Below are 24475 nucleotides of genomic sequence, written 5' to 3' on the forward strand. Positions count from 1 at the left end.
TGCCTACATTCCTTCGTTGGGTCTTTCCCTAACGCAGAGGCCGGCGTATGCTCCTGCATGGACTGATCAATAGATCGTCGAAAGTCGTGTATGGGCCGGCTTCTCAGTGTCTGGGTTGTAGAAGAACTACGTTTTATATCAGTAGTTTATGCTGCTTTATAAGGAGCGAGAAAAGGCATATCTTGTATCATTCGTTCGGCATCAAATTTCGTTTCATACTGGCTAAGACCGTGACAGATTTGAAGGAGTTTGCGACAAAGAATCACAAGTGCTTCTTTTTTCGTTACCGGCTTCTCTCGGTTTTCACTGTAATACTCATAAAGTGTCTTAAAGGCCGGATTGGCGTGAAGTAATGGCAACATCGCTTTGTATAATAGGGACCGAAGCCTTCTCCTCCCTCGCTTAGAGATTCTTTTTCTGCCTTTTGATTCACCGGATGAGTTGGTTACGAGTGTAAGTCCCGCGAGTTTGAATAGTTGGCGTGGATCTTTATAACGTTTCAATGAACCGGTTTCGGAAAGTAGCTCTAAAACGGTCGATTCGCTGATACCAGGAATGGACAAAAGGTAATCAAAATCAGTCAGCTCACGGGCAAGAGCGATAAGATTTTCAGTTAACGAGTTTATCTGTGATTCATACATGGACATTTGATCAAGTAACATCCTGATTTCCATGCGCGCCATCTCCGGACTGTCTTGAAGTCCAATTGAATACTCCGCTACTTGGAGTAGTCGTTCTACTTTCCTTTTCGACAGATAGCGAATCCCCTTTTCCTGAAGAAAACCAATCAGTTCTTCGGGAGAGAAAATCAAGAGATCTTCCGGTAAAGGCGCATATTTCAAGATAGCCTGAGCCTGTTTACCAAGCCCTTTGATTGCGGAGGTAAACTCAGGGAAGTAAAGATCGAGCCAGCGTCGGATGCGGTTTTGAATGGAGGCCGATTGGTCTTTTAAACGGGCTCGAAAGGCCGTCCCCCGGCGGAGTTCTGAATCGATTTTCGTCATTTCCCTTGGCAAACTATAATACCCTTGAGGCATCATCTTAGCGATGACACGGGCATCCTTTAAATCATTTTTACTCTGCAGGTTATCGTCCAACTCTTTGGATTGTTTTACGTGCAGAGGATTAACAAGGACGAATGGGATGCCTTGATTCGTTAGAAAAGCTGCGAGGTTCATCCAGTAATGACCGGTAGGTTCAAAGCCTATGATGACCTCTTTCTTACCATGTGTCTCCATTAACTTCATGAGAGTCGCGTAAAAGGTTTCAAAGCCGTTAAGCGATTGACGAATGACAAAGCTTTTCCTAAGTTCACGTCCGCGTTCATCTACGGCGCACGCATAGTGGTTGCGCTTGGCGATGTCGATGCCAATAACTAGTGTCGTTTCAGAAATTTGATTAATACGTCGATTTCGATTATCATGCATGTGAAGATCCTCCTTAGTTATGAGCGATTGGTTAGCACCTGCATCATAACGGAGGGTCTTTTTTTATGCAATAGTGACATTCTTATCTCACAGGAATAGCTCCTGCGGGAAATAGAGGAAAGGTCGAGACCCCACAGGGCAAAAGCCCGAGGAGGCTTGACTTCCTCCCCGCGGAAAGCAAGTGCCTGGAGCGGAAAGGAACTGTCTATATTTTTAGACTACCACTCATTCAAAAGAAAAATTTACTCCTTTTGACGACTGAACATAATCAGTGGGAGAGATCCCAAAGGAGTATATAGAAAAAGGTCAACGAATGAATAATTTCTGCAGGAGAAATATTCATTCGTTGACCTTATGCTTTCATGAAATCATAGGGGCTGATGCCTTCCATTCCAATCATTGGATCCTCATTCAGCAAGATTTCTTCAATGGGTAATCCTTTTTCAGGAGAGACTGCCGTGTTCTCTTCAGCACCGGTTAAGCTTCTCAGTTTTTCGCTTAGGGTTGTTTTGCGGAGAAAATCATCTTCTCTCTCCACTCCAAGGGTAAAAGCATCAAGTTCTCCACAAAGAATGAGGAATTGTTTGCTCCTGGTGATGGCTGTATATAGAAGATTTCTTCTCAGCATCCGATAATAGCTTTTCACGACAGGTAAAATCACAATGGGAAACTCACTTCCTTGTGACTTATGGATCGAGCAGCAATACGCATGGGTAATTTGCACGAGATCCTGCCTGGTATAGGTGACCTCATTACCTTCATATGAAACAATGATCATATCTTGCTTCTCGGTGTTTTCCTTTGCATAAAAGATCGAGACAATTTCACCGATATCTCCGTTGAAAACATTGTTTTCAGGCTGATTGACCAACTGAAGAACCTTATCCCCAATACGATATTTCACATCTCCAAATGCGATCTCTTTCCGGGTACCGTCATTGCTATTGAAGATTTCCTGAAGGAGTTCATTCAATCGATCGATACCTGCTGGGCCTCGATACATAGGAGCAAGGACCTGTATATCCTTTGGGGAGTACCCTTTTTTCTTCGCATTCTCAACAACTTTTTGAACGACTTCGGATATTTGATTGGTTCTGCATGGGAAGAAGGATCGATCCTTTTGCTGTTTGGTCAGATCTGCAGGAACCTGGCCCCTTTTCATATAGTGAGCAAGTTCAATAATGGAAGAGCCCTCTTCCTGTCTATAAATATCCGTTAATCTGACAGTCGGTACCACTTCTGATTTCAATAGGTCCTTTAGTACCTGGCCAGGACCGACAGACGGTAATTGATCCTCATCCCCGACAAATATTACTTGAATATCCTCTGGCAGAGCCTTCAATAATTGATGAGCAAGCCATGTGTCGACCATGGACACTTCATCCACAATTAACAACTTACCTTCAATCGCCCGTTCCTCATCACTCTGAAATCCCTCTTGACCGTTCCAGCCTAAAAGACGGTGAATCGTCATGGCAGGGAGGCCCGTGGATTCCGTCATGCGCTTTGCCGCTCGACCAGTCGGAGCTGTCAGTAAAACAGGAAAGGGTTCATCTTTGTAATCCTTGGGATCCAAGGAGCAGCCATGGAGATCAGCAAACAGCTCGACAATCCCCTGAATGACGGTCGTCTTACCGGTTCCGGGTCCTCCGGTTAACAGAAGCATTGGTGACATTAACGCTGTTTCGATGGCTTCTTTTTGGGAAGGTGCGTATTGAACTCCCAGTCGGTCCTCTAGTGCTCCAAGTGACAGAAGAAATTCGGATTGAGGAAATTGATCTTTATATTGGGTTTGAGACAAAATCTTTTCAATGTTCGTCACGATCCCCTTTTCAGAGAAGTAAAGAGAAGGAACATACACCTTTGCGCCTTCTCCAATGACTTTACCCTCTTCCTCCAAGGAAACCAATTGACTGGATATTTCAGTGTAATCGACCTTTTCGGGCTGACTTTTCTCAAGGAGCTCCTTCACCGTTACAATGAGTTCTTCTGCTTCGAGAAAAACATGGCCCTGCTTCACACAGGTTTGCTCAAGGGTGTATATACAGCCTGCTTTGATCCGGTCAGGATGACTGCCAGTCAAACCAATCTTAGCTCCGATCTCATCGGCCCGGGTAAAGCCGATTCCTTCAATGTCTTCCACGAGCTTATAGGGATTATTTTGAATGACTTCAAGTGCCTGCTCTTTATAGGCTTGATAGACCTTCATGGAAATTTGGGGTCCAAACCCCAGATCATTCAGCATGATCATGACCCGCTCCAAGCCTTGATGCTCGGAAAGCGTATCATAAATACTTTTCGCCTTTTCCTTTGGAAGCTTTGGAATTTCATCCAGGAGGCTTGGATTTTCGAGTATTTTGGTGATGGCGTTTTCCCCGATATGCTCCACTATCTTCTCAGCTGTTTTCTTCCCGATTCCTTTAAATAAATCACTTGATAAATAATGGACGACACCTTGTGTGGTTTGTGGGATTTCTTTCTTGAAATGCTTTGCATGAAACTGCATGCCAAACTTTGGGTGATCTTGAAACCTCCCGTAAAACACGTAGGTCTCATCTTCATGAATCTTAGGAAAATTCCCGGTTACAACCGCTTCTTTGTCTTCATAAGAATCATTCGTTTCGTCCACCCGGATCCGGACGACGGTATAGAGATTTTCCTCATTATGAAAAATCGTGACAAGGTGCCTTCCTTTTATATAGATTTCTTCCTCACCAAACAGCTTTAAAGAATCTTGCTGGCTCAAATCAGTGAACCTCCTAACTATTCACTTTGTTCATTTTTCAGCTTTTCGATCATCTTGATGCCATAGCCCGCCAGCATATGATCTGGTTGAACTTCGATTGCTTTGTTGAAATACATAAGTGCCGTATCTGCATCATCCTTATGGCCTGCATAGGCAACCCCTAAGTTGTAGTAAGCATCTGCGTGAGTTGGGTCTGCTTCCACTACTTGAGATAATTGCGCAATCGCTTCTTCATATGCTTCAACTTTCGCTAAGCATAGACCTAACTGGAAGCGTGCCTCAGTGTCCGCTTCATTCAGTTCGACACTTCGTTGTAAGTAAGGAAGAGCTAGTCTCGGCTGCTCTAATTGGAACAAACTGACTCCAAGCATGAAGTAAACGTCGGCATTTTCCATTCCTTTCGAAACAGCTTTTTCAAACTGATCCTTTGCTTCATCAAAGTTATTTTCATTAAAGTACAGGTTCCCCAGGGAATAGTATGCTGCCCCTGCATTGTCGTCGATCGAGATCGCCCGTTCGAAAAACTTCTTAGCCTTATCATTGTCTCCAACTGACATTAATACGTTCCCGAAATTAATATATCCGACAGGATCCTTAGGGTTTTCTTCGATGGCTTCTGAAAAAAGCTTCACAGCCTCTTCTACTTTTCCTTCTTGTAATAACTCAATTCCTTTTAAATTCTTATCCAATTAAAAACACCTCTATATTGTTTTGATTTATGTATGCAAGTTGAGTAAGGTTCTTCCCGCGTATCGCTTCTAGTATAACATAAGGTACTCTCAATATTGATATCCATCCATGATGAAAAAAGGACTGAGAGAAGAGAGGTTGTTCATCTCTTCTTCTCAGTCCTTTTTGTGGTCATCGTCAGTCTTAACCTACATACGTAAGTTTTTTCTCATCTTTATAAATGGTATCGATCGTTCCTCCACCCAGACACTCATCACCGTTGTAGAAAACAACCGCTTGTCCTGGTGTGACGGCACGGATAGGCTCGTCAAAAATGACTTTCGCCTTACCATCTTCCAAAGGAATGACCGTTACGTTGTTATCATCCTGACGGTAACGGAATTTTGCCGTGCAGGCGAATTCAGCTGGTTTCTCACCATTTGAGGTCCAGTGAACATCCGTTGCGAGAATGGAATCTGAATAAAGGGCAGGATGTTCGAAGCTTTGACCTACATATAGCACGTTTCTTTCAAGGTCCTTACCGATGGCGAACCAAGGCTCTCCGGCCCCACCTATACCCAGTCCATGGCGTTGGCCAATCGTATAGTACATCAATCCATCGTGTTTTCCCATCACTTTACCGTCTAATGTTTCCATCGTTCCCGGTTGGGCAGGTAAGTAGTTGCTTAAGAAATCTTTGAAGTTGCGCTCACCGATGAAGCAAATCCCCGTACTGTCTTTCTTGGCAGCAGTCGCAAGGCCCGCTTCCTTAGCAATTTCCCTAACCTTTTTCTTATCGATGCCACCTAGGGGGAACATCACTTTTTCAAGTTGCTCCTGACCTAATTGATTGAGGAAGTACGTTTGATCCTTATTGTTGTCAACACCCCGGAGCATCTTGTATTCTCCATCACGGTATTCAACCTGTGCATAGTGGCCGGTTGCCAGATAATCTGCACCAAGTTTCAGTGCATGATCAAGGAATGCTTTGAACTTAATTTCTTTATTACACATCACATCCGGATTTGGTGTTCTTCCCGCTTTATATTCATCCAGGAAATACGTAAACACTTTATCCCAGTATTGTTTTTCAAAATTCACAGCGTAGTAAGGAATACCAATTTGGTTACATACCCGAATCACATCGTTGTAATCTTCTGTTGCGGTACAAAACCCATTTTCATCGGTATCATCCCAGTTTTTCATGAAAATCCCGATGACTTCATAGCCTTGTTGCTTTAACAATAATGCGGCCACAGAAGAGTCTACTCCACCAGACATCCCAACGACCACTCTCGTATCCTTTGGTTCTTTTTTCACTAACGCCACCTCCTTATTCGTTCAATCGCCCTTTTCAGACGACTTTCTTAAGTTGTTAATCGCTTCACGATCTTTGCGACTTCATGGGCAGTCCAGACAATCTGCTCATCCGTGTTCCCCTGACCAAAGCTGAAGCGGATGGAGTTCCTTGAATTCCCTGACTGTTTGCCAAACATCGCGACCAGAACATGTGAAGGCTCTATAGATCCAGCCGTACAAGCAGAACCGCTTGATACAGCGATACCTGACATATCTAAATTCACCAGCATGGACTCTACATCCGTGCCGGGAAAGCTTAAGTTTAGCACATGGGGCAATCCATACTCAAGAGATCCGTTCTCCTCAAAATCAATGCCGGCTCCGGCTAAGGTCTCTTTCAATAAAACCTTGAAACGAGAGTACTGAGAGCTCTTCTCTTCAATGGCTTTTTGAGCAATTTCTACAGCCTTTCCAAGACCGACAATCGCCGGGACGTTTTCTGTACCTGCACGGCGCTTTCTTTCCTGTTCTCCACCATATAATCCAGGCTGAAGTTCCACGTTTTTGTGTGAATAAAGAAAGCCTATCCCTTTAGGACCATTTATTTTATGACCCGAAACCGAAAGCAAATCGATTCCAAGTTCTTTCACGTCAATGTGTGTTAAACCAAACGCTTGTACAGCATCTGTATGAAAATAAGCTTGATGATTTTGAAGAAGTTGTCCAATTTCTTTAATCGGCTGGATCGTTCCTACTTCATTATTCCCAAACATAATCGTAACAAGGATCGTATCGTCGCGAAGTTCCCTTTGCAGTTCCTCCACCGATATCCTACCCGTACGGTCTACTGACAGATAAGTCACCTCAAACCCTTGGGATTCAAGAAAATTACACGCATGTAAAACAGCATGATGCTCGGTTTGTGTCGTAATGATATGATTTCCTTTTCCTTTATTCCCCTCGGCTGAACCGATAATAGCTAAATTATCCGCTTCAGTTCCACCGCTTGTAAAAATGATGTCATTGTAATCGGCATGAATACTTTGAGCGATGATAGTACGTGCGCGGTCGACAAGATGTCGTGATGCACGTCCAAATGAATGAATGCTCGATGGATTACCAAAGGACTTCTTCATCACTGAAATCATTTCTTCAATTACTTCAGGATGCATGGGAGACGTTGCAGCATGATCCAGGTACACTCTTTCCATTTTTTCGTTACCTCCTAGATATAGAACATGTACGCATCTGATTCACCGTCATCTGAATGACTGGCTAAATCTTCTATCGTTGTATTATCGAGCACTTCTCTAACGGCATCCCGGATCCGGATCCACAGCTCGCGCTTTGCCGGTTCTTCGTCTTCAATTCCTTCTACAGGGCTAATGGGCCCTTCAAGGATCCGGATAATATCTCCCGCTGTGATTTCAGATGGCTCATGCCCTAACACATAACCACCGTACGCCCCCCGGATACTTCTAACAAGACCGCCATTTCGCAGTGGAGCAACCAGTTGTTCAAGATAATGTTCCGACAGCTCATGCTGCTGTGCGATCGTCTTCAGTGAAGTCGGCCCTTCACCATGGCGTTTTGCTAATTCAATCATAATCGTTAAACCGTATCGGCCTTTAGTTGATATCTTCATGTCCAGCACCTCTACTATATTTAATAACGTCTCGTTCATCGGGACGTAGTATTCTTCTGTATTGACTTTTGTTATTATAGCATATCCGCCCTCTGACTGTGAAAGGGGCGGCTTCATACACTTCCCCCCTTTTTCCCAGCCACAATATTTCCTTATGAGAACCTCCTATGATAAAGTGAATTTAACTAGAACGTCAGTTTGGAGAGATGTTTCATGTCGATTAAACCACTTGCCTTTAAGATGAGACCTAGGACCATTGATGAAATCATCGGGCAACAGCATTTAGTTGGAGAAGGAAAAATCATAGACAGGATGGTAAAAGCAAAGCAGCTGTCATCCATGATATTATACGGTCCACCGGGTATTGGAAAAACGTCCATCGCGAGCGCAATAGCCGGAAGTACGAAATACCGATTTAAAAACCTGAATGCCGTAACCAATAATAAAAAAGATATTCAAATCGTTGCAGAAGAAGCCAAAATGTCCGGAAAAGTGATCCTTCTATTGGATGAGGTGCATCGATTGGATAAAGGAAAGCAGGATTTTCTCCTTCCGTATTTGGAGAATGGTATGATCACACTGATCGGGGCAACGACGAGCAACCCCTACCACGCTATTAATCCAGCGATCAGAAGCAGATGCCAAATTTTCGAGTTAAAGCCACTTACGATCGAAGAAATGAAAATCGCCTTGAATCGAGCCATAAAGGATGAAGAGCGTGGATTAGGTGGCTATTCACTTGATGTAACCGACGAAGCGATTGAACATTTTGCAAGCAGTAGCTTTGGAGATGTGAGGAGTTCGTTGAATGCATTGGAACTGGCTGTCTTGTCCACTTCACCGAATGAGGACGGTGTAATTTCTATTGATGTCAATATCGCCGAAGAGTGCCTGCAAAAGAAAAGTTTTTCTCACGATAAAGACGGTGACGCCCATTATGATGTCGTAAGCGCATTTCAGAAATCGATTCGCGGAAGTGATGTGAATGCAGCACTCCATTATCTGGGAAGACTCGTTGAAGCCGGAGATTTACCGAGCATCGCACGCAGACTATTGGTGATTGCCTATGAAGATATCGGCCTTGCCAACCCCCAAGCGGGACCAAGAACATTGGCGGCAGTCGAAACTGCTGAGAAAATTGGATTTCCAGAAGCGAGAATACCGTTAGCCAACGCGATCATCGAACTATGTCTCTCACCTAAATCGAACTCGGCGATCACTGCCATCGACCTGGCACTCGGCGATATCCGTAAAGGAAAAAGCGGCGAGGTTCCGGATCACCTGAAGGATGCTCATTATCAAGGTGCCAAAGAACTGGGAAGAGGCATCGAATACAAGTACCCTCATAGCTATGAATCGGGATGGGTGCCTCAAACCTATTTACCAGATAAGCTTAAGAATGCTCATTACTATACTCCTAAATCGACTGGCAAATTCGAACAGACGATTGCTCAGGTGTATGAGAAGATTAATAAGCAGATGAAATAACAAAAGCGGAGGCGGCTCGTTCGGCCCCGACAAGCATAAGCTGAATTGGCCGGGAAGGCGTTCTTTGCCTTCTTGGCCGATTTAGCTTATGACCTCGAGGGGCTAGCCGCCGGAGCTGGATGACACAAAAGCGGAGGCGGCTCGTTCAGCCCCGACAATAATACAAACCTGCCGGAAAGGGATTCTGACTTTTTGGCAGGTTTATTTTATGAATAAGCACTTTTTTTAACGTGTCAATGCCATATCTCTCAACCCTATCATACATTAGTAAAAAGGCCTGGAGGTGTATGGATTGATTATCATTGAAAATGGATTGTCAAGTATTGGGTTAACGAATCTATCACCTATAGAAGAAAGCATCGTTAAAGCGCTGGAAAGCAGTCCTACAGAGTATCGATACCGTAACTTAGGCGAGCTCAGATTTGAGTTGAAAATGCGGGAACGATTCATTGCCAATGCAAGGAGTATGGATGAGGGTGACGCCAAATTCGCTGCTTTTGAACACTCCTATTTCAACTCTACTTTTTGGATCAAGACCCCATACGGATATAGACTTCGCGACTCGAAACTTCCATCAGAAGCCATTGAAGATATTTTCACAAATAGCTCTGCCTATAGCTTCGAATGCGTCACCAGCATTGTTCTCATATACTATAAATCGATTCTTGATACGATTAGGACTTCTTATTTCAATCAGCTGTTCTCCCCCCTTTTAGTGTGGAGTCACAATTATGACGATGATATGAGCATGGTCACCTATGAAGGAGTGGACTATATTCCCGGGGATGTTTACTACTTCTCTAATCCTGACTATGACGATCCTATATGGATGGGGGAAAATTCTGTGTTTTTAAAAGAGGATCAGTATTTTGGACACGGAGTGGGAATCATGACTCATGATGAAATGATAGAAGCTTTAAATACTCTTCGAAAAAAAGATGCCACTGAATCAGCCTTTCTCCTTCAACAAGTCACACGTTTGAAGTTCGCAGATTTATACCGGTATGCATAAAAGTGACGAACTCTGATGAGTCCGCCACTTTTTGTTTGCTTTTTAATTGTCCAGCTATTGACTAGCCCCTCGAGGTCATAAGGCAAACTTCCCAAAAAGGCAAAATGCGCCTTTCCGGATGTTTCTATGCCGCCACGTCCCTTTTATTAAAGACGATGAATGCCAGCAGCTGGAAGATGATGAAGTAGATGATGAGCATGGTGATGGAGAAGCCCATGGTCATGCCGTCCACTAACGGTGGTGTGAAACCTGTGTATTGAGTCAGATCTGTGTTTGCGAACAAACTGAATTTTGCCCAGTCGAATCGAAGAGCGAGCAGGCTTGTTGCATTGCCTCCCACAAACAATAGAAACAAGGAGATGCCGATAGCCAGTGAGCTGCTTCTGAACACAGTTGATATCATGAAGGCCATTGTAGCCATCATCACGACATCAATGGTTTTCAATAAGTAGGTTTTGATCAAGTACCCGACAATGTTCTGTTCGACTACCTTCCCATCCACATACGCCAGATGGGTTGACTGATCTGTTCCGCCAAATAATAGAAGTCCTATCAGGAACGATACGACGAATAATATAAATAGCATGCTCACTCCGTATAATATGACGGTGAAATACTTCGATAGAAGGATTCTTGTTCTTGAGATGGGACGAATGAGCAAAAGTTTGATCGTACCCCAGCTGAACTCACTTGCCACTATTCCTGCTGCCACAATGATGGCAAATAGACCGACAACAAGTACGGAAAAGGCATTCGTTTCCACAAACGTCCATACCGTTTCTTTCACTTTCGGTTGAATGTCATTTTCAATGCGATATTCATTTAACGCAATTCGTCGTTCAGTGTCTTTCTCTATGAAATTATTCATATTTGGATTTTCAGACAACATTTGTTTATCCGCTTCCACTTGCGCTGAGAGTTCCTGCTTCCAGTTTTCCGATTCCTTTGCTTTTCCGTCATCATACTTCGTAAAGGCTGCCGTCACTCCAATAATCAGAATAAGCAATCCGAGCATGACATATGTTCCGACCCGTTTAAATATTTTTATCCATTCATTTCTAATGAGACTAAGCATGCACGACCTCTCCTTTTTCATTCGTGATTTCTAAGAATCTGTCTTCCAGTGTCTTGGCAATCGGCATGACACTATAGATTTGAACATCCGCATCCACAAGTGCCCGAATGACATTCGGTACTTGTTCCTTCGTTAAAGCGACCTGTACTTCCGATCCCTTCGTTTCATATTTGATTTTCGGATCGAACTTCTTGAGTACAGCTTTGATCTTATCTACATCATGTACCTCAAAATGGTAAACCTGTTCGGAACCTTCAACGAAATCACGTACCTGCTGTACATCCACAAGCTTTCCGGATTGGATGATCCCGATTCGATCGCACATCATTTCCATTTCAGATAATAAGTGACTTGATACGATGACCGCCATGCCTTCTTCCTGGGCAAGCTTTCTTATATATGCACGAATTTCGCGGATACCGGCAGGATCCAAACCATTTGTAGGCTCATCGAGTATGAGGAGCTTCGGTTTATGGAGCAGGCATTGCGCCAGACCCAAGCGCTGTCTCATCCCGAGGGAATAGGTTTTCACTTTATCATTGATGCGATCTGTCAAACCGACCAGTTCGATGACTTCCTTCATCCTTTCTTCGGTAATTTCATTTTGCATGCGGGCAAAATGCTTTAAGTTCTGATACCCGGACATGAACTTATAGAGCTCTGGGTTTTCAACGATGGCCCCAACATCCTTTATGGCACCTTCGAAATCTTTTTTAATGCTTTTCCCCGAAATCAGGACGTCTCCTTTTGAAATATTCATTAGTCCTACTATCATTCGGATCGTCGTCGTTTTTCCTGCTCCGTTCGGTCCCAGAAAACCGAATACTTCCCCTTCATACACGTCAAAGGATAAATTATCGATAATGGTCTTGCCTTTAATGACTTTTGAGACATCCTGTAATTGCACAACCGTCTTCATCACTTCATCTTCCCTTCTTTTTTCGTTGTTTGTTTCAACCACTGCAGGACAGACAATCCTTCTATTTCTCTAAGCTCTTCTACCTGACAGTGCCCTTTAATTTCTCCATCATTGATGATAAACGCTTCATCAAGTATCCCTTCAATTTCATCGATTTCATGGGTTGCTATGATCACTGTTTGATTGCCGAAATCGATATAGGATAAGAGACCTTTCACGATGGAGTCCCTTACCATGGGATCCAATCCTGAAAAGGGTTCATCCAGGAGCAGGACCTCTGTATTACGGGACAGGGCAAGAACAAGCTTCAGTCTGCCGCGTTTTCCTTTTGATAAATGCTTGATCTTTTTCTTACTGTCCAGTTCCATGAATCCCACTAATTCATGCGCCCGCTGTATATCAAAGTCGGAGAACTGAGAGGCGTAAAACCGGATCATCCCATCAACGGTAAATGCTTCATAAAACATATCCAGTTCTGTTAAATACGCCACTTCACCGGCTCGTTTCCGGGTAATTGGCTTACCATTCATGGTCACTGTACCTACACTCGGAAGAACTAATCCCGCAATCATTTTTAAAGTGGTCGATTTCCCGCTGCCATTTGGACCAAGCAGACCATATATCTTCCCCTTTTCGAAGTGAAAAGACGTATTCTTCAAAGCCATTTCATTTCCATATTTTTTGGTCACACCTTCAAATTTCACAACCAATCCTATTCCCCCCCTCTTTGGGCAAGATATCTCTCGACACCTTTTATCATTTGTTCTTTCGTTAACCCCAGTTCTCTCATGTTTTTAATGAACAACTCGATTACTTCCTCTTGTACTTTTTCGTTCAAAACGGAAAGAACCTCTTCCTTTTCCGTGACAAACGTTCCTTGCCCTCTCCTCGTCTCCACAATGTCCATCCTTTCTAATTCGCTATACGTACGCTGAATGGTATTTGGATTCACCCCGGATTGAACAGCCATTTCCCGAACAGAAGGCAGTTTGTCACCCGGAGATAATTCTTTTCTTACAATCTCACGTATGATTCGGTCAGCTATTTGGAGGTATATCGGTTTGGAAGCTGTATATTCTTCTGTCATGTATTACACCTCAACCTTACGATCTAATAGCCAGCAGGAAATGATAAATACGATAACCATGACCATTCCTTCGAATACAAACGGCAGCAAGGGCAGTTGGATCATTTCAGGCTCAAAACCGGCTTTTGCCTCGCTAGAACCAACCGAGAAAAAGACACCTGAACTCACTTCAACTGTAAAAGTTTCGAAGAGTATTCTTTCCACCCATTTAATGCTCATAAGAAATGCGACCACACTTTGATACACAATGATAAAACCAGCTACAAAAATCCAACGTATATTCTTGATGGAAGGAAACTTTGAAAGTGAGTGGTAGAAAGTCCACAAGAAAATCGTCCATCCGGAAAAATACAGTCCTACTACTGATACTCCTAAATTAAATAGGATGCCTTCTTTGATTGGCCAATAGGAAAAAAGAGAGTCCTCAGGGAAGACAGCCAGGGTGATCACACCTAAAAGATCCACTAATAAAAGTGACACCGTAGAGTAAATAAAGGCAATAATCAGTTTCGGCAACAAAAGACTGAATCCACTATATGGACTATGAAGCCAAAGCTGCGTCTTTCCTTCCAATCGAAGCATGGACAAGACAATGCCCGGCAGAAACGCAAAGTGAAACACACCCATCATGATAATGAATATTTGAACGATTATAGGCTCGTTGACTAAGTTTCCGATCACCATTCCTATGATGTAAATCAGAAAAATAATACCAATCCAGCCATAGAACCAAACCTTGGAGGTTTTGAAGTCTTTCCAAAGAAGACCTTTAAATCCGTTCATACTTGCACTCCTTCATAACGTGTTTTAGTGTTCTAGTTAGATAGTACACTATTACGCATTATACCGTCAATCCCTTATTCACCTAATTAATGGAATTATTTTTTGGCTGGAGTGTGTAAAGCTAATAGAAGAGGAGGATGGGAAATGGAAAAGAAAAAACGACTCTGGACTGAGGAAGAAGATCAACTAATATTGGAAGTTGTCCAATCATATAGAGAAAAAGGCAAATCGAAAAAAGAAGCCTTTGAAGAAGCTGCATTGAAAATCAAGCGATCGCCCGGGACATGTTCACACCGGTATTATACAAAATTAAATAAACAGACATCTAAAGTATCATTGGAATCTTGTATTGCCTTTTTACAAAGGGAAATGAGAGGCAGTGAGCAGAAAGAGAATAAACTTCTCCTTAATGAAAAGGAAGAGCTCCTTCTAAAACAAGACGAACTTAAAAAAAGATACATCGCGTATTCTGAAAAGCATAAAAAATTAAAAGCGATGCTATCTCTGCTAAAGGAAGCGGAAGCCCTTGATAAAAATGCAGGTCTCCCTTCCCCTATTATTCATTGATTCTTCGCAACATGAAAAAGGACTGAATCCAAAAGTGGATTCAGTCCTTACAGTTGCATGGCCTTTATTTGTCTTTTACTCTTTTGATTTCAATATGCTTTAACAGCTGGTTCATCACATGACTGGCTGCAATAAGACCTGCAACCGATGGAACAAATGCGTTTGAAGATGGAGGCAGCTGGGCTTTACGAATCTTTGCATCATCTTTCCCTACTTCTTTTCTGATATCTTCACGGATGACGATGGGACTCTCATCAGAGAAAACAACAGTTACGCCTTTTTTAATGCCTTCTTTTTTCAGGCGGGTCCGGATCACCTTTGCGATTGGATCCGTATGAGTCTTGCTGATATCGGCAATTTTGAAGCGTGTCGGATCGGTTTTATTCGCCGCTCCCATGCTCGCGATCAATGGAATATCGCGTTTTAAACATTCTTTCATTAAGTGTATTTTATACGAAATTGTATCAGAAGCATCTATTACGTAATCCAACCCTTGATTGAAGAATTCTTCGTAAGTTTCTTCCGTGTAGAACATCTTTAAGGCAATGACTTCACAGTCCGGATTAATATCCTTGATGCGGTCCCTCATCAGATCGACTTTCGGCTGACCTACTGTAGAAAGCAATGCATGAACTTGACGATTCACGTTTGTAATATCCACATCATCTTTATCCACTAACACAAGACGCCCTACACCTGACCTGGCTAAAGCTTCGGCTGCAAAGGATCCCACTCCCCCGATTCCAAGTACTGCCACCGTACTATTCTTTAGGGTTTGAAGGCCATCCTTACCGATCGCTAGTTCATTTCGTGAAAACTGGTGTAGCAAAATAATCAACTCCATTATAAGTATTCAACTAGGTTTATACTGAATTAGAATATAGGATACAGGACCGAAAATCAATATGAAATGTTGTCCTCCCCCATTGTTTACCCTATTAAGAAGAGGTTTAGTCCCAACAAAAAAAGCCAGGCCACTTTCAGCCTGACTCTTCATTCTATAGGATCTTCTTAAAAATCATGTTTGGTCGAGTCCCAATCGTGCCGTCGCCATCATTTCCTTCGTTTTGAACCCGCTCTCGGCAGGTGGGTGCTTTATTCCACTATTTGTTAGTCCCCGGCACGGGGCGTGAACGCCTAGCAGAAACGTCAAGCTCCCAAAGTTTGAATTGTTCGGTCAAAACTGTTAGGTAAAAACGTCGCACACATCAGGACTCGTTTGTGATTGTTTAAATAATATCATATCACCTTGATGATTTCAACGAATGCCCCCCGGAACTTATTTACATTATTCTACATCCAGCGACAAGGATAGCTCTTTTAATTGAGCTTCACTCACTTCACCTGGAGCATCCGTCAATACACAGCTTGCACTTGCCGTTTTAGGGAACGCGATGGTATCACGGAGATTTGTGCGTCTTGCAAGGAGCATCACTAAACGGTCCAGACCAAGGGCGATTCCGCCATGTGGAGGTGTTCCATATTCAAAGGCTTCCAATAGGAACCCAAACTGCTTTTCTGCTTCTTCTTTTGAGAAACCAAGTACTTTAAACATCTTTTCTTGAATATCACGCTCATAAATTCGAAGAGATCCCCCTCCAAGCTCGTATCCATTCAATACAAGGTCATATGCTTCGGCACGGACCGAGGAAGGATCTGTCTCGAAACGTTCCAGGTCTTCTCTCACTGGCATCGTGAATGGATGGTGGGCAGCATAATAACGGTTCTCCCCTTCATCAAACTCAAGCAATGGCCAGTCGGTAACCCATAGGAAATTGAATTTTGTTTCATCAATCAGTTTTAATTCTTTTCCTAATTTCAGACGAAGGGCTCCCAGTGCATCTGCCACTACTGATTTTTTATCAGCCACGAATAGCAATAGGTCTCCCGATTCTGCATTCGCAGAAGCAGAGATTTGCGAAGCATCCTCTTCTGTCACAAATTTGGAAATAGGTCCTTTTAAGCCTTCTTCTTCTACCTTTAACCAGGCAAGCCCTTTTGCCCCGAAACGTGCAACAAACTCTGTCAACCCATCGATGTCTTTACGGGAATACTGGGAAGCACCACCTTTTACGTTAATCAGTTTCACCTGACCACCGCTTGCTACAGCGCCTGCGAATACTTTAAATCCGGATTCCTTCACAATTTCCGATACGTCAATCAATTCCAATCCAAAACGTGTATCCGGTTTGTCTGAACCGTAACGACTCATGGCATCATCATACGTCATTCTTTGGAATGGTAATTGAACATTCAGGTCTTTCACATCAGTCATCAGCTTTTTCATCATGTCTTCTACAAGAGAAATGATCTGTTCTGTATCCATAAAACTCATTTCCATATCAATCTGAGTGAATTCCGGCTGACGATCTGCTCGAAGATCTTCGTCACGGAAACAGCGGGCAATTTGGTAATAGCGGTCGAAACCGGATACCATCAGCAATTGCTTGAAGATTTGCGGTGATTGTGGCAGCGCGTAAAATTCACCTTGGTGAACACGGCTCGGCACTAAGTAGTCACGTGCACCTTCAGGCGTACTCTTTGTTAAGATCGGTGTTTCCACATCCAGAAATCCGTTTTCGTTTAAAAAGTTACGGAAAGATGTAGTAACATTATGACGCATTCTCAACGTTTCCATCATCGCTGGGCGGCGAAGATCTACGTAACGATATTTCAAACGGACATCATCAGACACTTCCATCTGATCATCAATCATGAAAGGAGGGGTCTTCGCTTCATTTATGATTTGAACCTCTTCTACATGAATTTCCACTTTCCCCGTTTTCAGGTTAGGGTTGACCGTTCCTTCTCCTCTTGCTACGACAGTACCTGTCACACTAAGTACATACTCATTACGAATTTTTTCCGCAAGGGCGAGGGCTTCTCCGGATAAATCCGGATTAAAGACGACTTGTACGATTCCTTCTCTGTCACGAAGGTCGATGAAGATTAACCCACCTAAGTCCCTTCTCTTTTGTACCCAGCCTTTAATCGTAATTTTTTCACCGATGTATGATTCTGTGATATCTCCGCAATACGCTGTTCTTTTTGTCATCATGTTCTCCTCCTTGTTAAAATCAACGGGTTCTATTTACCAAGTTTGCTTTTCACATTCTCTACAAAACGATCAAGAAATATTTCTTCCTGCTCACCAGTAGACATATTTTTCAGGTTGATTTTATTTTCCTGTAATTCATTGTCGCCAATGACGGCTACATATTTCGCTTCATAACGGTCCGCTGCTTTAAATTGACCTTTCACCTTACGATCCAGGTAATCCTTTTCTGAAGAAATTCCCACCTGCCTTAAATTGTGAAGAAGCTTAACTGCATAATCCTTCGCTTCTTCTCCCAGCGAAACGATAAAACAATCGACGCCTTGCTCAATTGGAAGTTCAACATTTTCAGCTTCGAGTGCGGAAAGTAGTCTTTCAATACTAAAGGCAAAACCGATTCCTGGAGTCTCCGGACCACCGATCATTTCCACCAACCCATTGTAACGTCCTCCACCACAAAGGGTCGTGATGGCTCCAAATCCTTCTGCGTCACTCATGATTTCAAAAGCTGTGTGATTATAATAATCAAGGCCGCGAACAAGAGTTGGATCGACTACAAATTCCACATCCATCCCCGTTAAGTGCGTTTGGACTTTTTCAAAATAGGCTTTCGATTCGCTGTTTAAGTACTCGAGAATCGAGGGTGCTGTAGACATTAATTCATGGTCACGGTCTTTTTTACAATCGAGAATGCGTAATGGATTCTTCTCTAAACGATTCTGACAATCTCCGCAGAATTCATCAATTCTTGGTTTGAAGTGATTGATCAGCGCTTCTCTGTGAGCGTTTCGACTACCCGCATCACCAAGACTATTAATGATTAACTTTAATTGAGTAAGTCCTAGTTTCTTATAAATTCCCATTGCTAATGAAATCACTTCTGCATCAATCGCCGGGTCTTCACTTCCCAATGCTTCAACACCGAACTGGACAAATTGGCGGTAGCGGCCGGCTTGTGGTCTTTCGTACCTGAACATCGGCCCGGAGTAAAAGAGCTTTGTTGGCTGATTTGGATACCCGAACATCTTATTTCCTACAAAGGAGCGAACTACAGAAGCGGTTCCTTCAGGTCGGAGTGCCAAGCTTCTGCCTCCGCGATCTTCAAACATATACATTTCTTTTTGAACGATATCCGTCGTATCCCCTACGCCTCTGGTAAACAACTCGCTCGCCTCAAAGATAGGTGTGCGGATTTCTTTATACTGATAGGCGTGGCAAAGATTCTTCGCCACTTCCTCTACATACTGCCATTTTTCTACTTCACCTGGTAGAATGTCCTGTGTACCTCTTGGAATCTGAATGGACAAGTTGATTTCCTCCTTTTATATAGCACATTGATATTTATGTAAATAAAAAAAGCCCTCAGTCCCTTGTATATCATACAAGGGACGAGAGCTGTTATTCCCGTGGTGCCACCCTAATTGAAGTCTATAAAGACCTCCACTTAGCCAGTTAACGCCTGGTACGTTCATCTCCTACTAAAGAAACTTTTTCAGAGAGAAACCTCCTGAGTGTTCATTCACTAAGTCACATTGTAGAAATGCTCTCAGCCAAGGCATTTCCTCTCTTTACACGCGGGTATCAGCTACTATGCTCGATCAACGGTTTTTGTAAATGTTATTTTATTTCTATAATGATACGGATGCCGTTAGTTCATGTCAAGAGGTTAAAGAAAATTTCGTTAGGATCTTTCCATTTTCTTTTTCAGAAGCTTTACTTCTTTCAACGATAACCCGAACTCGGAAGCAAGTTCCACGTTTAAGGCATCTTTCTCACGTTCTAGAAACTGATGAAAATCCACACCGAATAGCTGGTTATCACCATTTGCATTCATAAACCCTTTTTCACTTGACCTCAAATTCCTTCATCCTTTCAAAACAATCCTTAACTCTATCATTTCCAATTACCTATTTTTATTTCGTTTTAGAGGAATTTAATTTTTTTTATCGTATTAAACCCATAAGGGATTTTTTCGATAAATCGTCGAAATATTGATCAATATCTAAGTGAAAAGATCCGATATTACTATGGGTGTTTGTATTTCTAACAGGAGGTGAAGATGATTAAGAAAATAATTGCATCGATACTGATTGTGCTCATGATCATTCCTTTTCAGCCACTCGAAGCTAATTATGCACATGCAGAAACAGGCACGGCCACGATCAGTGTTCCGACACTGAATGTCCGTACGGGGCCAGGACTCAGTTACCCGGTTCTGACGAAGGTACATAGAGGGGAAGAGTACAGTATAGTAGACACACAAAATGAATGGTATAAGGTCAGGACCGGTAGTGGAGAGGGCTGGGTGGCAGAATGGCTTGTCTCAGTAGAATCTGCAGCTTCCGATGTTTCTCCAAAACAGGAAGCACGGGTGAACACCGATGGGCTACGCGTCAGAAAAGGGCCCGGCACCTCTGAAGGAGTCGTGACGGTTTTAAACACGGGTGATAGAGTATCCGTTTCCGACGAAGAGGGTGACTGGCTGTTCATCGAATGGGGAAAAGGTAGCGGCTGGGTGCATGAGGAATACGTGTCGGAAAACAACACAACTTCTTCCCCATCGAAAAAGAAGGAAAATAAACAAGGGATCATCACCGACAACTCCCTTAATGTTCGAACCTCCCCTTCTCTTCAAAGTTCCGTCCTGGGAATATTAAATAAGGGAGATCACGTAGATGTAACAGGAAGTGTCAGCGGGTGGTACGAGATTCAATTTGGCACCGACAAGGCATGGGTGAACGATGCATATGTAGAATTCTCTTCGAGCACTAATGAAGAGGAGCCCTCCTCCTCGTCCACAGATCTTATTGGAATCATTACGGTTCACGGTTTAAATGTCCGTGATGAAACCTCTTTGAACGGGAACGTCGTTGGAAAGGTCTCAAAAGGTGAGAAATATTCCTTATTAAAAGAGAAAAACAATTGGTATCAGATTAAGCTCTCAAATGGGAAAAAAGGCTGGATTGCCGGTTGGTATGTCCAAAAAACCGTTACTGCCTCTGCTCATGAGAGTGAACCATCTTCAGAAAATGAAAACGTCACAGTCCTATACAATGGTACCAACATCAGAAGTGAAGCAAACGCCCGTGCAAGCGTCATTGAACGGGGATCCAGTGGTGACACCTTCCCCGTTATTGGTAAAAACGGAGATTGGTATGAGATTGAATTAGAGGACGGCAGTGCAGGCTTTGTTGCCGGCTGGGTGGTATCCATCCGATCCAGCACCGGGGAAAACACCACTCCTTCACGCAAGCGGAGCGGCGGCTTACAAGATAAAGTCGTGGTGATTGATCCGGGGCATGGAGGCAGAGACAGTGGAACGACCGGAGCAAGTGGGACATTGGAAAAGCTCCTTACCATGAGAACCGGGGAACTCCTTGCCGAAAAGCTAAAGAGCGCTGGAGCCAAAGTGGTCTTAACAAGGAAAAACGATGAATATCTTTCATTACCATCAAGGGTATCATTATCTCATTATTATCAGGCCGATGCCTTTATCAGCCTCCATTTTGACAGCATTCTTGATTCCTCTATCGTCGGGCATACTACCTACTATTATCAAGGTCACCAGAAAGAACTAGCAGATGAAATTCATGGAAGTCTGGCAGATAGGTTACCGACGAAAGACCGCGGTGTACGAGTAGGAGATTATCACGTTGTACGTGAAAATAATCAGCCGGCTGTCCTTTTGGAGCTGGGATTCTTAAGTAATCCAGCAGAGGAAGCCAATGTCAATACACAGTATTTTCAAGACCTGGCGGCAACGGCTATCTATCATGGATTAGGTGATTATTTTTCCGACTGATGCTGCGCATCGCAGAGAACAAGCTATATAAGTAAAATAAGAAAAGCTGATCCTGGATTAATTGCAGGATCAGCTTTTCTTTATTTACTTTCTATTATTAACGTAACAGGACCATCATTTGTTAAATTCACGTCCATCATGGCTCCAAATACGCCCGTTTCCACTTTTATATTTTTTTCTTTTAATACCTTATTAAAGTAGTCGTAAACAGACTTTGCGTGATCGGGCTTTGCTGCACTCATGAAGTTTGGCCTTCTTCCCTTACGAGAGTCCCCGTAAAGAGTGAATTGAGAGATGGAGAGAATTTCCCCTTCTACATCCAGTAAAGAATGATTCATCTTCCCTTCTTCGTCTTCAAAAATACGCAGGTTCACTACTTTGTCTGCAACATAACGAGCATCTTCTTCCGTATCTTCATGGGTGATCCCCACAAGCAATACAGTACCTGAACGAATGGCCCCCTTTACTTCTCCATCAACAGTGACGGAGGCTTCTTTACTTCTTTGCAGTACAACCTTCATAAAGAAATCTCCTTTAGTTCATGATTCTTCTTACAGCATAAATATCTGAAATTTGTTTAATTCTTTCCACGACTTTGTGTAAGTGGGATATATTGTGAATCGAAATCGACATGTTAATGGTTGCCACTTTATTTCGATCGGATTTTCCACTTACTGCCGATATATTCGTCTTCGTCTCGTTTACCGCCTGAAGCACTTCATTTAAAAGGCCTCTGCGATCGTAACCGGAGATTTCAATATCCACATTGTATTCTTTACGGTCATTTCTATCACTTTCCCATGACACTGGAATGAGCCGCTGCTCTACTTCATCCGCCATTACGTTTGTACAGTCGGCACGATGCACAGAAACCCCACGTCCTTTCGTGATAAATCCTACGATCTCATCCCCGGGAACAGGGCTGCAGCAACGGGACAAGCGGATAAGAAGATTGTCAATGCCCTCTACCTGGACACCGGCATCTTTTTTACGCTTGGCTGGTTGGGCATTCAATTCCTTCATTGTTTCTTCCAGGCTGTCTTCCTGTTCACGTTTCTTCCGGTCTTTCTCGGTTAAGCGATTGGCGATTTGAGCCGCCGTAATCCCGTTATAGCCAACGGCTGCATACATATCTTCTTCGTTTGAGAAGTTAAACTTTTCAGATACACGTTTAATATTTTCAGGAGTAAGGATTTCTTTCACATCGAAATCTTGATTCTTGATTTCTTTTTCTACTAAATCCCGGCCTTTTTCAATATTTTCTTCTCTTCGCTGCTTTTTGAAGAATTGCTTGATCTTATTCTTCGCTTGGGATGTTTGCGCAAGCTTAAGCCAATCCTGACTGGGGCCGTAAGAATGCTTGGACGTGAGAATTTCAATGATATCCCCCGTTTTCAACTTATAGTCAAGAGTGACCATCTTACCGTTTACCTTGGCGCCGATCGTTTTATTACCGATCTCTGAGTGGATACGATAAGAAAAGTCAATCGGAACAGATCCCGATGGCAGTTCCAGTACATCTCCTTTAGGTGTGAACACAAAGACCATATCAGAGAAGAGATCAATCTTAAGAGACTCCATGAACTCTTCCGCATTGGCAGATTCGTTTTGGAACTCTAATATTTCCCTGAACCATGAAAGCTTCTTCTCGAAGGTAACCGTTTCGTTCGCTTCTTTACCTTCTTTATATGCCCAGTGTGCCGCCACTCCGTACTCAGCGATTTGGTGCATTTCAAGCGTTCTGATTTGCACTTCAAGAGGATCCCCTTTAGGACCGATGACAGTTGTATGAAGAGATTGATACATATTCGGCTTAGGCATGGCAATATAATCTTTGAACCTGCCAGGCATTGGCTTCCAACACGTGTGGACGATTCCCAGAACGGCATAGCAATCCTTAATGCTATCTACTACTACACGCACTGCCAATAGGTCATATATTTCATTAAACTGCTTGTTTTGAAGAGCCATTTTGCGGTAAATGCTGTAAATATGTTTAGGACGGCCAGAGATTTCTGCTGTGATTTTCACGTCGCCTAACTTTTCCTTTACCTCATTTACAACGTCCTCTAAATACTCTTCACGCTCCGCACGCTTTTTCTTCATTAGGTTGACAATACGATAATACTGTTGAGGATTTAAATATCGGAGCGACGTATCCTCTAATTCCCACTTAATCTTCGAAATCCCTAAACGATGTGCCAAAGGAGCAAAGATTTCCAGTGTTTCATTTGCAATTCTTCGCTGCTTCTCCTGTGGCAGATGTTTCAACGTTCTCATATTATGCAGACGGTCTGCCAATTTAATCAGAATGACACGGATATCCTGAGCCATCGCCACAAACATTTTCCGGTGATTTTCAGCCTGCTGCTCTTCCTGTGACTTGTATTTAATCTTTCCAAGCTTTGTGACTCCATCTACAAGCATGGCCACTTCGGCATTGAATGCTTCCTCAATTTCTCCAAGAGAAACACCGGTATCCTCCACTACATCATGAAGAAAACCGGCAGCGACGGTTGCCGGATCCATTTCCAGATCCGCGAGTATTCCCGCTACCTGGATGGGATGAATGATATAGGGTTCACCAGACTTACGGTACTGCTCACTATGGGCATCCCTTGCATACTCATAGGCTTTCTGGACCATACCTACATGCTCATCGTTTAAGTATTCTCTTGTTTTATCAATAACCTGTTCCGGGGTTAGTACTTGATCTTTAGCCATGATCAAAATCACCTTTGTATTTTATTATATTTCACTAGTGTTCGATTTTAATGATTGTTACTATTATCAAAAAAAAAAAGGGTTATGTAAAGGGGTTAGTGGAAAATTCTCAGATAACATCTATTTTCGTCGATAATTGTCGACGAAAAAATCCGCATTATCCACATCAACCATCGA

At 43.0% G+C, this 24475-nt stretch carries 21 protein-coding genes, 1 other RNA gene and 1 other annotated feature; of the genes, 4 read left to right on the plus strand and 18 right to left on the minus strand.

Translation table 11 applies throughout. The features are described 5' to 3' along the window. Positions 1–146: 146 nt before the first annotated feature. The 6 genes from ACYH0O_RS17480 to cymR form a co-directional block, all read right to left on the minus strand. Entirely contained in the window at positions 147–1427 is a 1281-nt protein-coding gene (locus ACYH0O_RS17480) for an IS110 family RNA-guided transposase (protein ID WP_482629260.1), read from the minus strand. A 352-nt stretch (positions 1428–1779) separates the two neighbouring features. Then, positions 1780–4173 (minus strand): SF1B family DNA helicase RecD2, encoded by a 2394-nt coding sequence (gene recD2, locus ACYH0O_RS17485; RefSeq protein WP_482629696.1) that lies wholly within the window; start codon positions 4171–4173, stop codon positions 1780–1782. Positions 4174–4190: 17 nt separating this feature from the next. After that, positions 4191–4862 carry a tetratricopeptide repeat protein gene (locus ACYH0O_RS17490; RefSeq protein ID WP_482629697.1) on the minus strand — a complete coding sequence of 224 codons (672 nt, stop codon included), beginning with the start codon at positions 4860–4862 and terminating at the stop codon, positions 4191–4193. Positions 4863–5046: 184 nt separating this feature from the next. After that, positions 5047–6162 (minus strand): tRNA 2-thiouridine(34) synthase MnmA, encoded by a 1116-nt coding sequence (mnmA, locus tag ACYH0O_RS17495; RefSeq protein ID WP_482629698.1) that lies wholly within the window; start codon positions 6160–6162, stop codon positions 5047–5049. A gap of 47 nt (positions 6163–6209) precedes the next feature. After that, the gene (locus tag ACYH0O_RS17500) at positions 6210–7352 is read right to left on the minus strand and encodes a cysteine desulfurase family protein (protein ID WP_482629699.1); all 1143 of its coding nucleotides are present in this window, start codon (positions 7350–7352) and stop codon (positions 6210–6212) included. Between the two features lie 14 nt (positions 7353–7366). Further along, positions 7367–7786, minus strand: coding sequence for a cysteine metabolism transcriptional regulator CymR (cymR, locus tag ACYH0O_RS17505; protein WP_149156376.1), 420 nt, complete (start codon positions 7784–7786; stop codon positions 7367–7369). 213 nt (positions 7787–7999) lie between these two features. Between cymR and ACYH0O_RS17510 the strand changes: the two genes are divergently transcribed. Both ACYH0O_RS17510 and ACYH0O_RS17515 read left to right on the plus strand, forming a co-directional pair. After that, positions 8000–9274, plus strand: a complete 1275-nt coding sequence (locus ACYH0O_RS17510; RefSeq protein WP_482629700.1) for a replication-associated recombination protein A — start codon at positions 8000–8002, stop codon at positions 9272–9274. A 292-nt stretch (positions 9275–9566) separates the two neighbouring features. Further along, positions 9567–10286 carry a protein-glutamine gamma-glutamyltransferase gene (locus ACYH0O_RS17515; protein ID WP_482629701.1) on the plus strand — a complete coding sequence of 240 codons (720 nt, stop codon included), beginning with the start codon at positions 9567–9569 and terminating at the stop codon, positions 10284–10286. A 124-nt stretch (positions 10287–10410) separates the two neighbouring features. On the opposite strand, the gene ACYH0O_RS17520 is transcribed toward ACYH0O_RS17515, so the two are convergent. The 5 genes from ACYH0O_RS17520 to ACYH0O_RS17540 are packed head-to-tail and all read right to left on the minus strand — an operon-like array spanning position 10411 to position 14150. Continuing rightward, positions 10411–11361: an ABC transporter permease gene (locus ACYH0O_RS17520; protein ID WP_482629702.1), complete on the minus strand. Its 951-nt coding sequence runs from the start codon at positions 11359–11361 to the stop codon at positions 10411–10413. Then, complete coding sequence (locus tag ACYH0O_RS17525) at positions 11354–12280, minus strand: ABC transporter ATP-binding protein (RefSeq protein WP_482632603.1); 927 nt, start codon at positions 12278–12280, stop codon at positions 11354–11356. Before ACYH0O_RS17525 ends, ACYH0O_RS17520 begins: the two co-directional genes overlap by 8 nt. Then, positions 12280–12990, minus strand: coding sequence for an ABC transporter ATP-binding protein (locus ACYH0O_RS17530; RefSeq protein WP_482629703.1), 711 nt, complete (start codon positions 12988–12990; stop codon positions 12280–12282). Before ACYH0O_RS17530 ends, ACYH0O_RS17525 begins: the two co-directional genes overlap by 1 nt. Positions 12991–12992: 2 nt before the next feature. Continuing rightward, positions 12993–13367, minus strand: coding sequence for a GntR family transcriptional regulator (locus ACYH0O_RS17535; protein ID WP_149156372.1), 375 nt, complete (start codon positions 13365–13367; stop codon positions 12993–12995). A 3-nt stretch (positions 13368–13370) separates the two neighbouring features. Beyond that, positions 13371–14150: a hypothetical protein gene (locus tag ACYH0O_RS17540; RefSeq protein ID WP_482629704.1), complete on the minus strand. Its 780-nt coding sequence runs from the start codon at positions 14148–14150 to the stop codon at positions 13371–13373. A 144-nt stretch (positions 14151–14294) separates the two neighbouring features. On the opposite strand from ACYH0O_RS17540, the gene ACYH0O_RS17545 reads away from it, so the two are divergent. Continuing rightward, positions 14295–14717: a hypothetical protein gene (locus ACYH0O_RS17545; protein WP_482629705.1), complete on the plus strand. Its 423-nt coding sequence runs from the start codon at positions 14295–14297 to the stop codon at positions 14715–14717. Positions 14718–14781: 64 nt separating this feature from the next. Here ACYH0O_RS17545 and ACYH0O_RS17550 read toward each other — a convergent pair whose 3' ends face one another. From ACYH0O_RS17550 to ACYH0O_RS17570, 5 genes are all read right to left on the minus strand, one after another. Beyond that, entirely contained in the window at positions 14782–15546 is a 765-nt protein-coding gene (locus tag ACYH0O_RS17550; RefSeq protein WP_482629706.1) for a tRNA threonylcarbamoyladenosine dehydratase, read from the minus strand. Between the two features lie 199 nt (positions 15547–15745). Continuing rightward, positions 15746–15935: non-coding RNA, 6S RNA (ssrS, locus tag ACYH0O_RS17555), on the minus strand. 70 nt (positions 15936–16005) lie between these two features. Beyond that, positions 16006–17772 (minus strand): aspartate--tRNA ligase, encoded by a 1767-nt coding sequence (aspS, locus tag ACYH0O_RS17560; protein WP_482632604.1) that lies wholly within the window; start codon positions 17770–17772, stop codon positions 16006–16008. Positions 17773–17804: 32 nt separating this feature from the next. Then, positions 17805–19079 (minus strand): histidine--tRNA ligase, encoded by a 1275-nt coding sequence (hisS, locus tag ACYH0O_RS17565; protein ID WP_482629707.1) that lies wholly within the window; start codon positions 19077–19079, stop codon positions 17805–17807. 74 nt (positions 19080–19153) lie between these two features. Further along, positions 19154–19383, minus strand: a binding site (T-box leader). A 70-nt stretch (positions 19384–19453) separates the two neighbouring features. Beyond that, entirely contained in the window at positions 19454–19630 is a 177-nt protein-coding gene (locus ACYH0O_RS17570; RefSeq protein WP_113971304.1) for an RNA polymerase subunit sigma-70, read from the minus strand. A gap of 201 nt (positions 19631–19831) precedes the next feature. On the opposite strand from ACYH0O_RS17570, the gene ACYH0O_RS17575 reads away from it, so the two are divergent. Beyond that, positions 19832–21574, plus strand: coding sequence for an N-acetylmuramoyl-L-alanine amidase family protein (locus tag ACYH0O_RS17575; protein ID WP_482629708.1), 1743 nt, complete (start codon positions 19832–19834; stop codon positions 21572–21574). A gap of 80 nt (positions 21575–21654) precedes the next feature. Here the strand turns inward: ACYH0O_RS17575 and dtd are convergent, their stop codons facing one another. Together dtd and ACYH0O_RS17585 are read right to left on the minus strand one after the other, a co-directional pair. Next, positions 21655–22095: a D-aminoacyl-tRNA deacylase gene (gene dtd / locus ACYH0O_RS17580; RefSeq protein ID WP_482629709.1), complete on the minus strand. Its 441-nt coding sequence runs from the start codon at positions 22093–22095 to the stop codon at positions 21655–21657. Between the two features lie 13 nt (positions 22096–22108). Further along, positions 22109–24298 carry a RelA/SpoT family protein gene (locus ACYH0O_RS17585; RefSeq protein ID WP_482629710.1) on the minus strand — a complete coding sequence of 730 codons (2190 nt, stop codon included), beginning with the start codon at positions 24296–24298 and terminating at the stop codon, positions 22109–22111. Positions 24299–24475 lie beyond the last annotated feature (177 nt).

The sequence above is a fragment of the Rossellomorea sp. H136 genome (genome assembly GCF_056838065.1).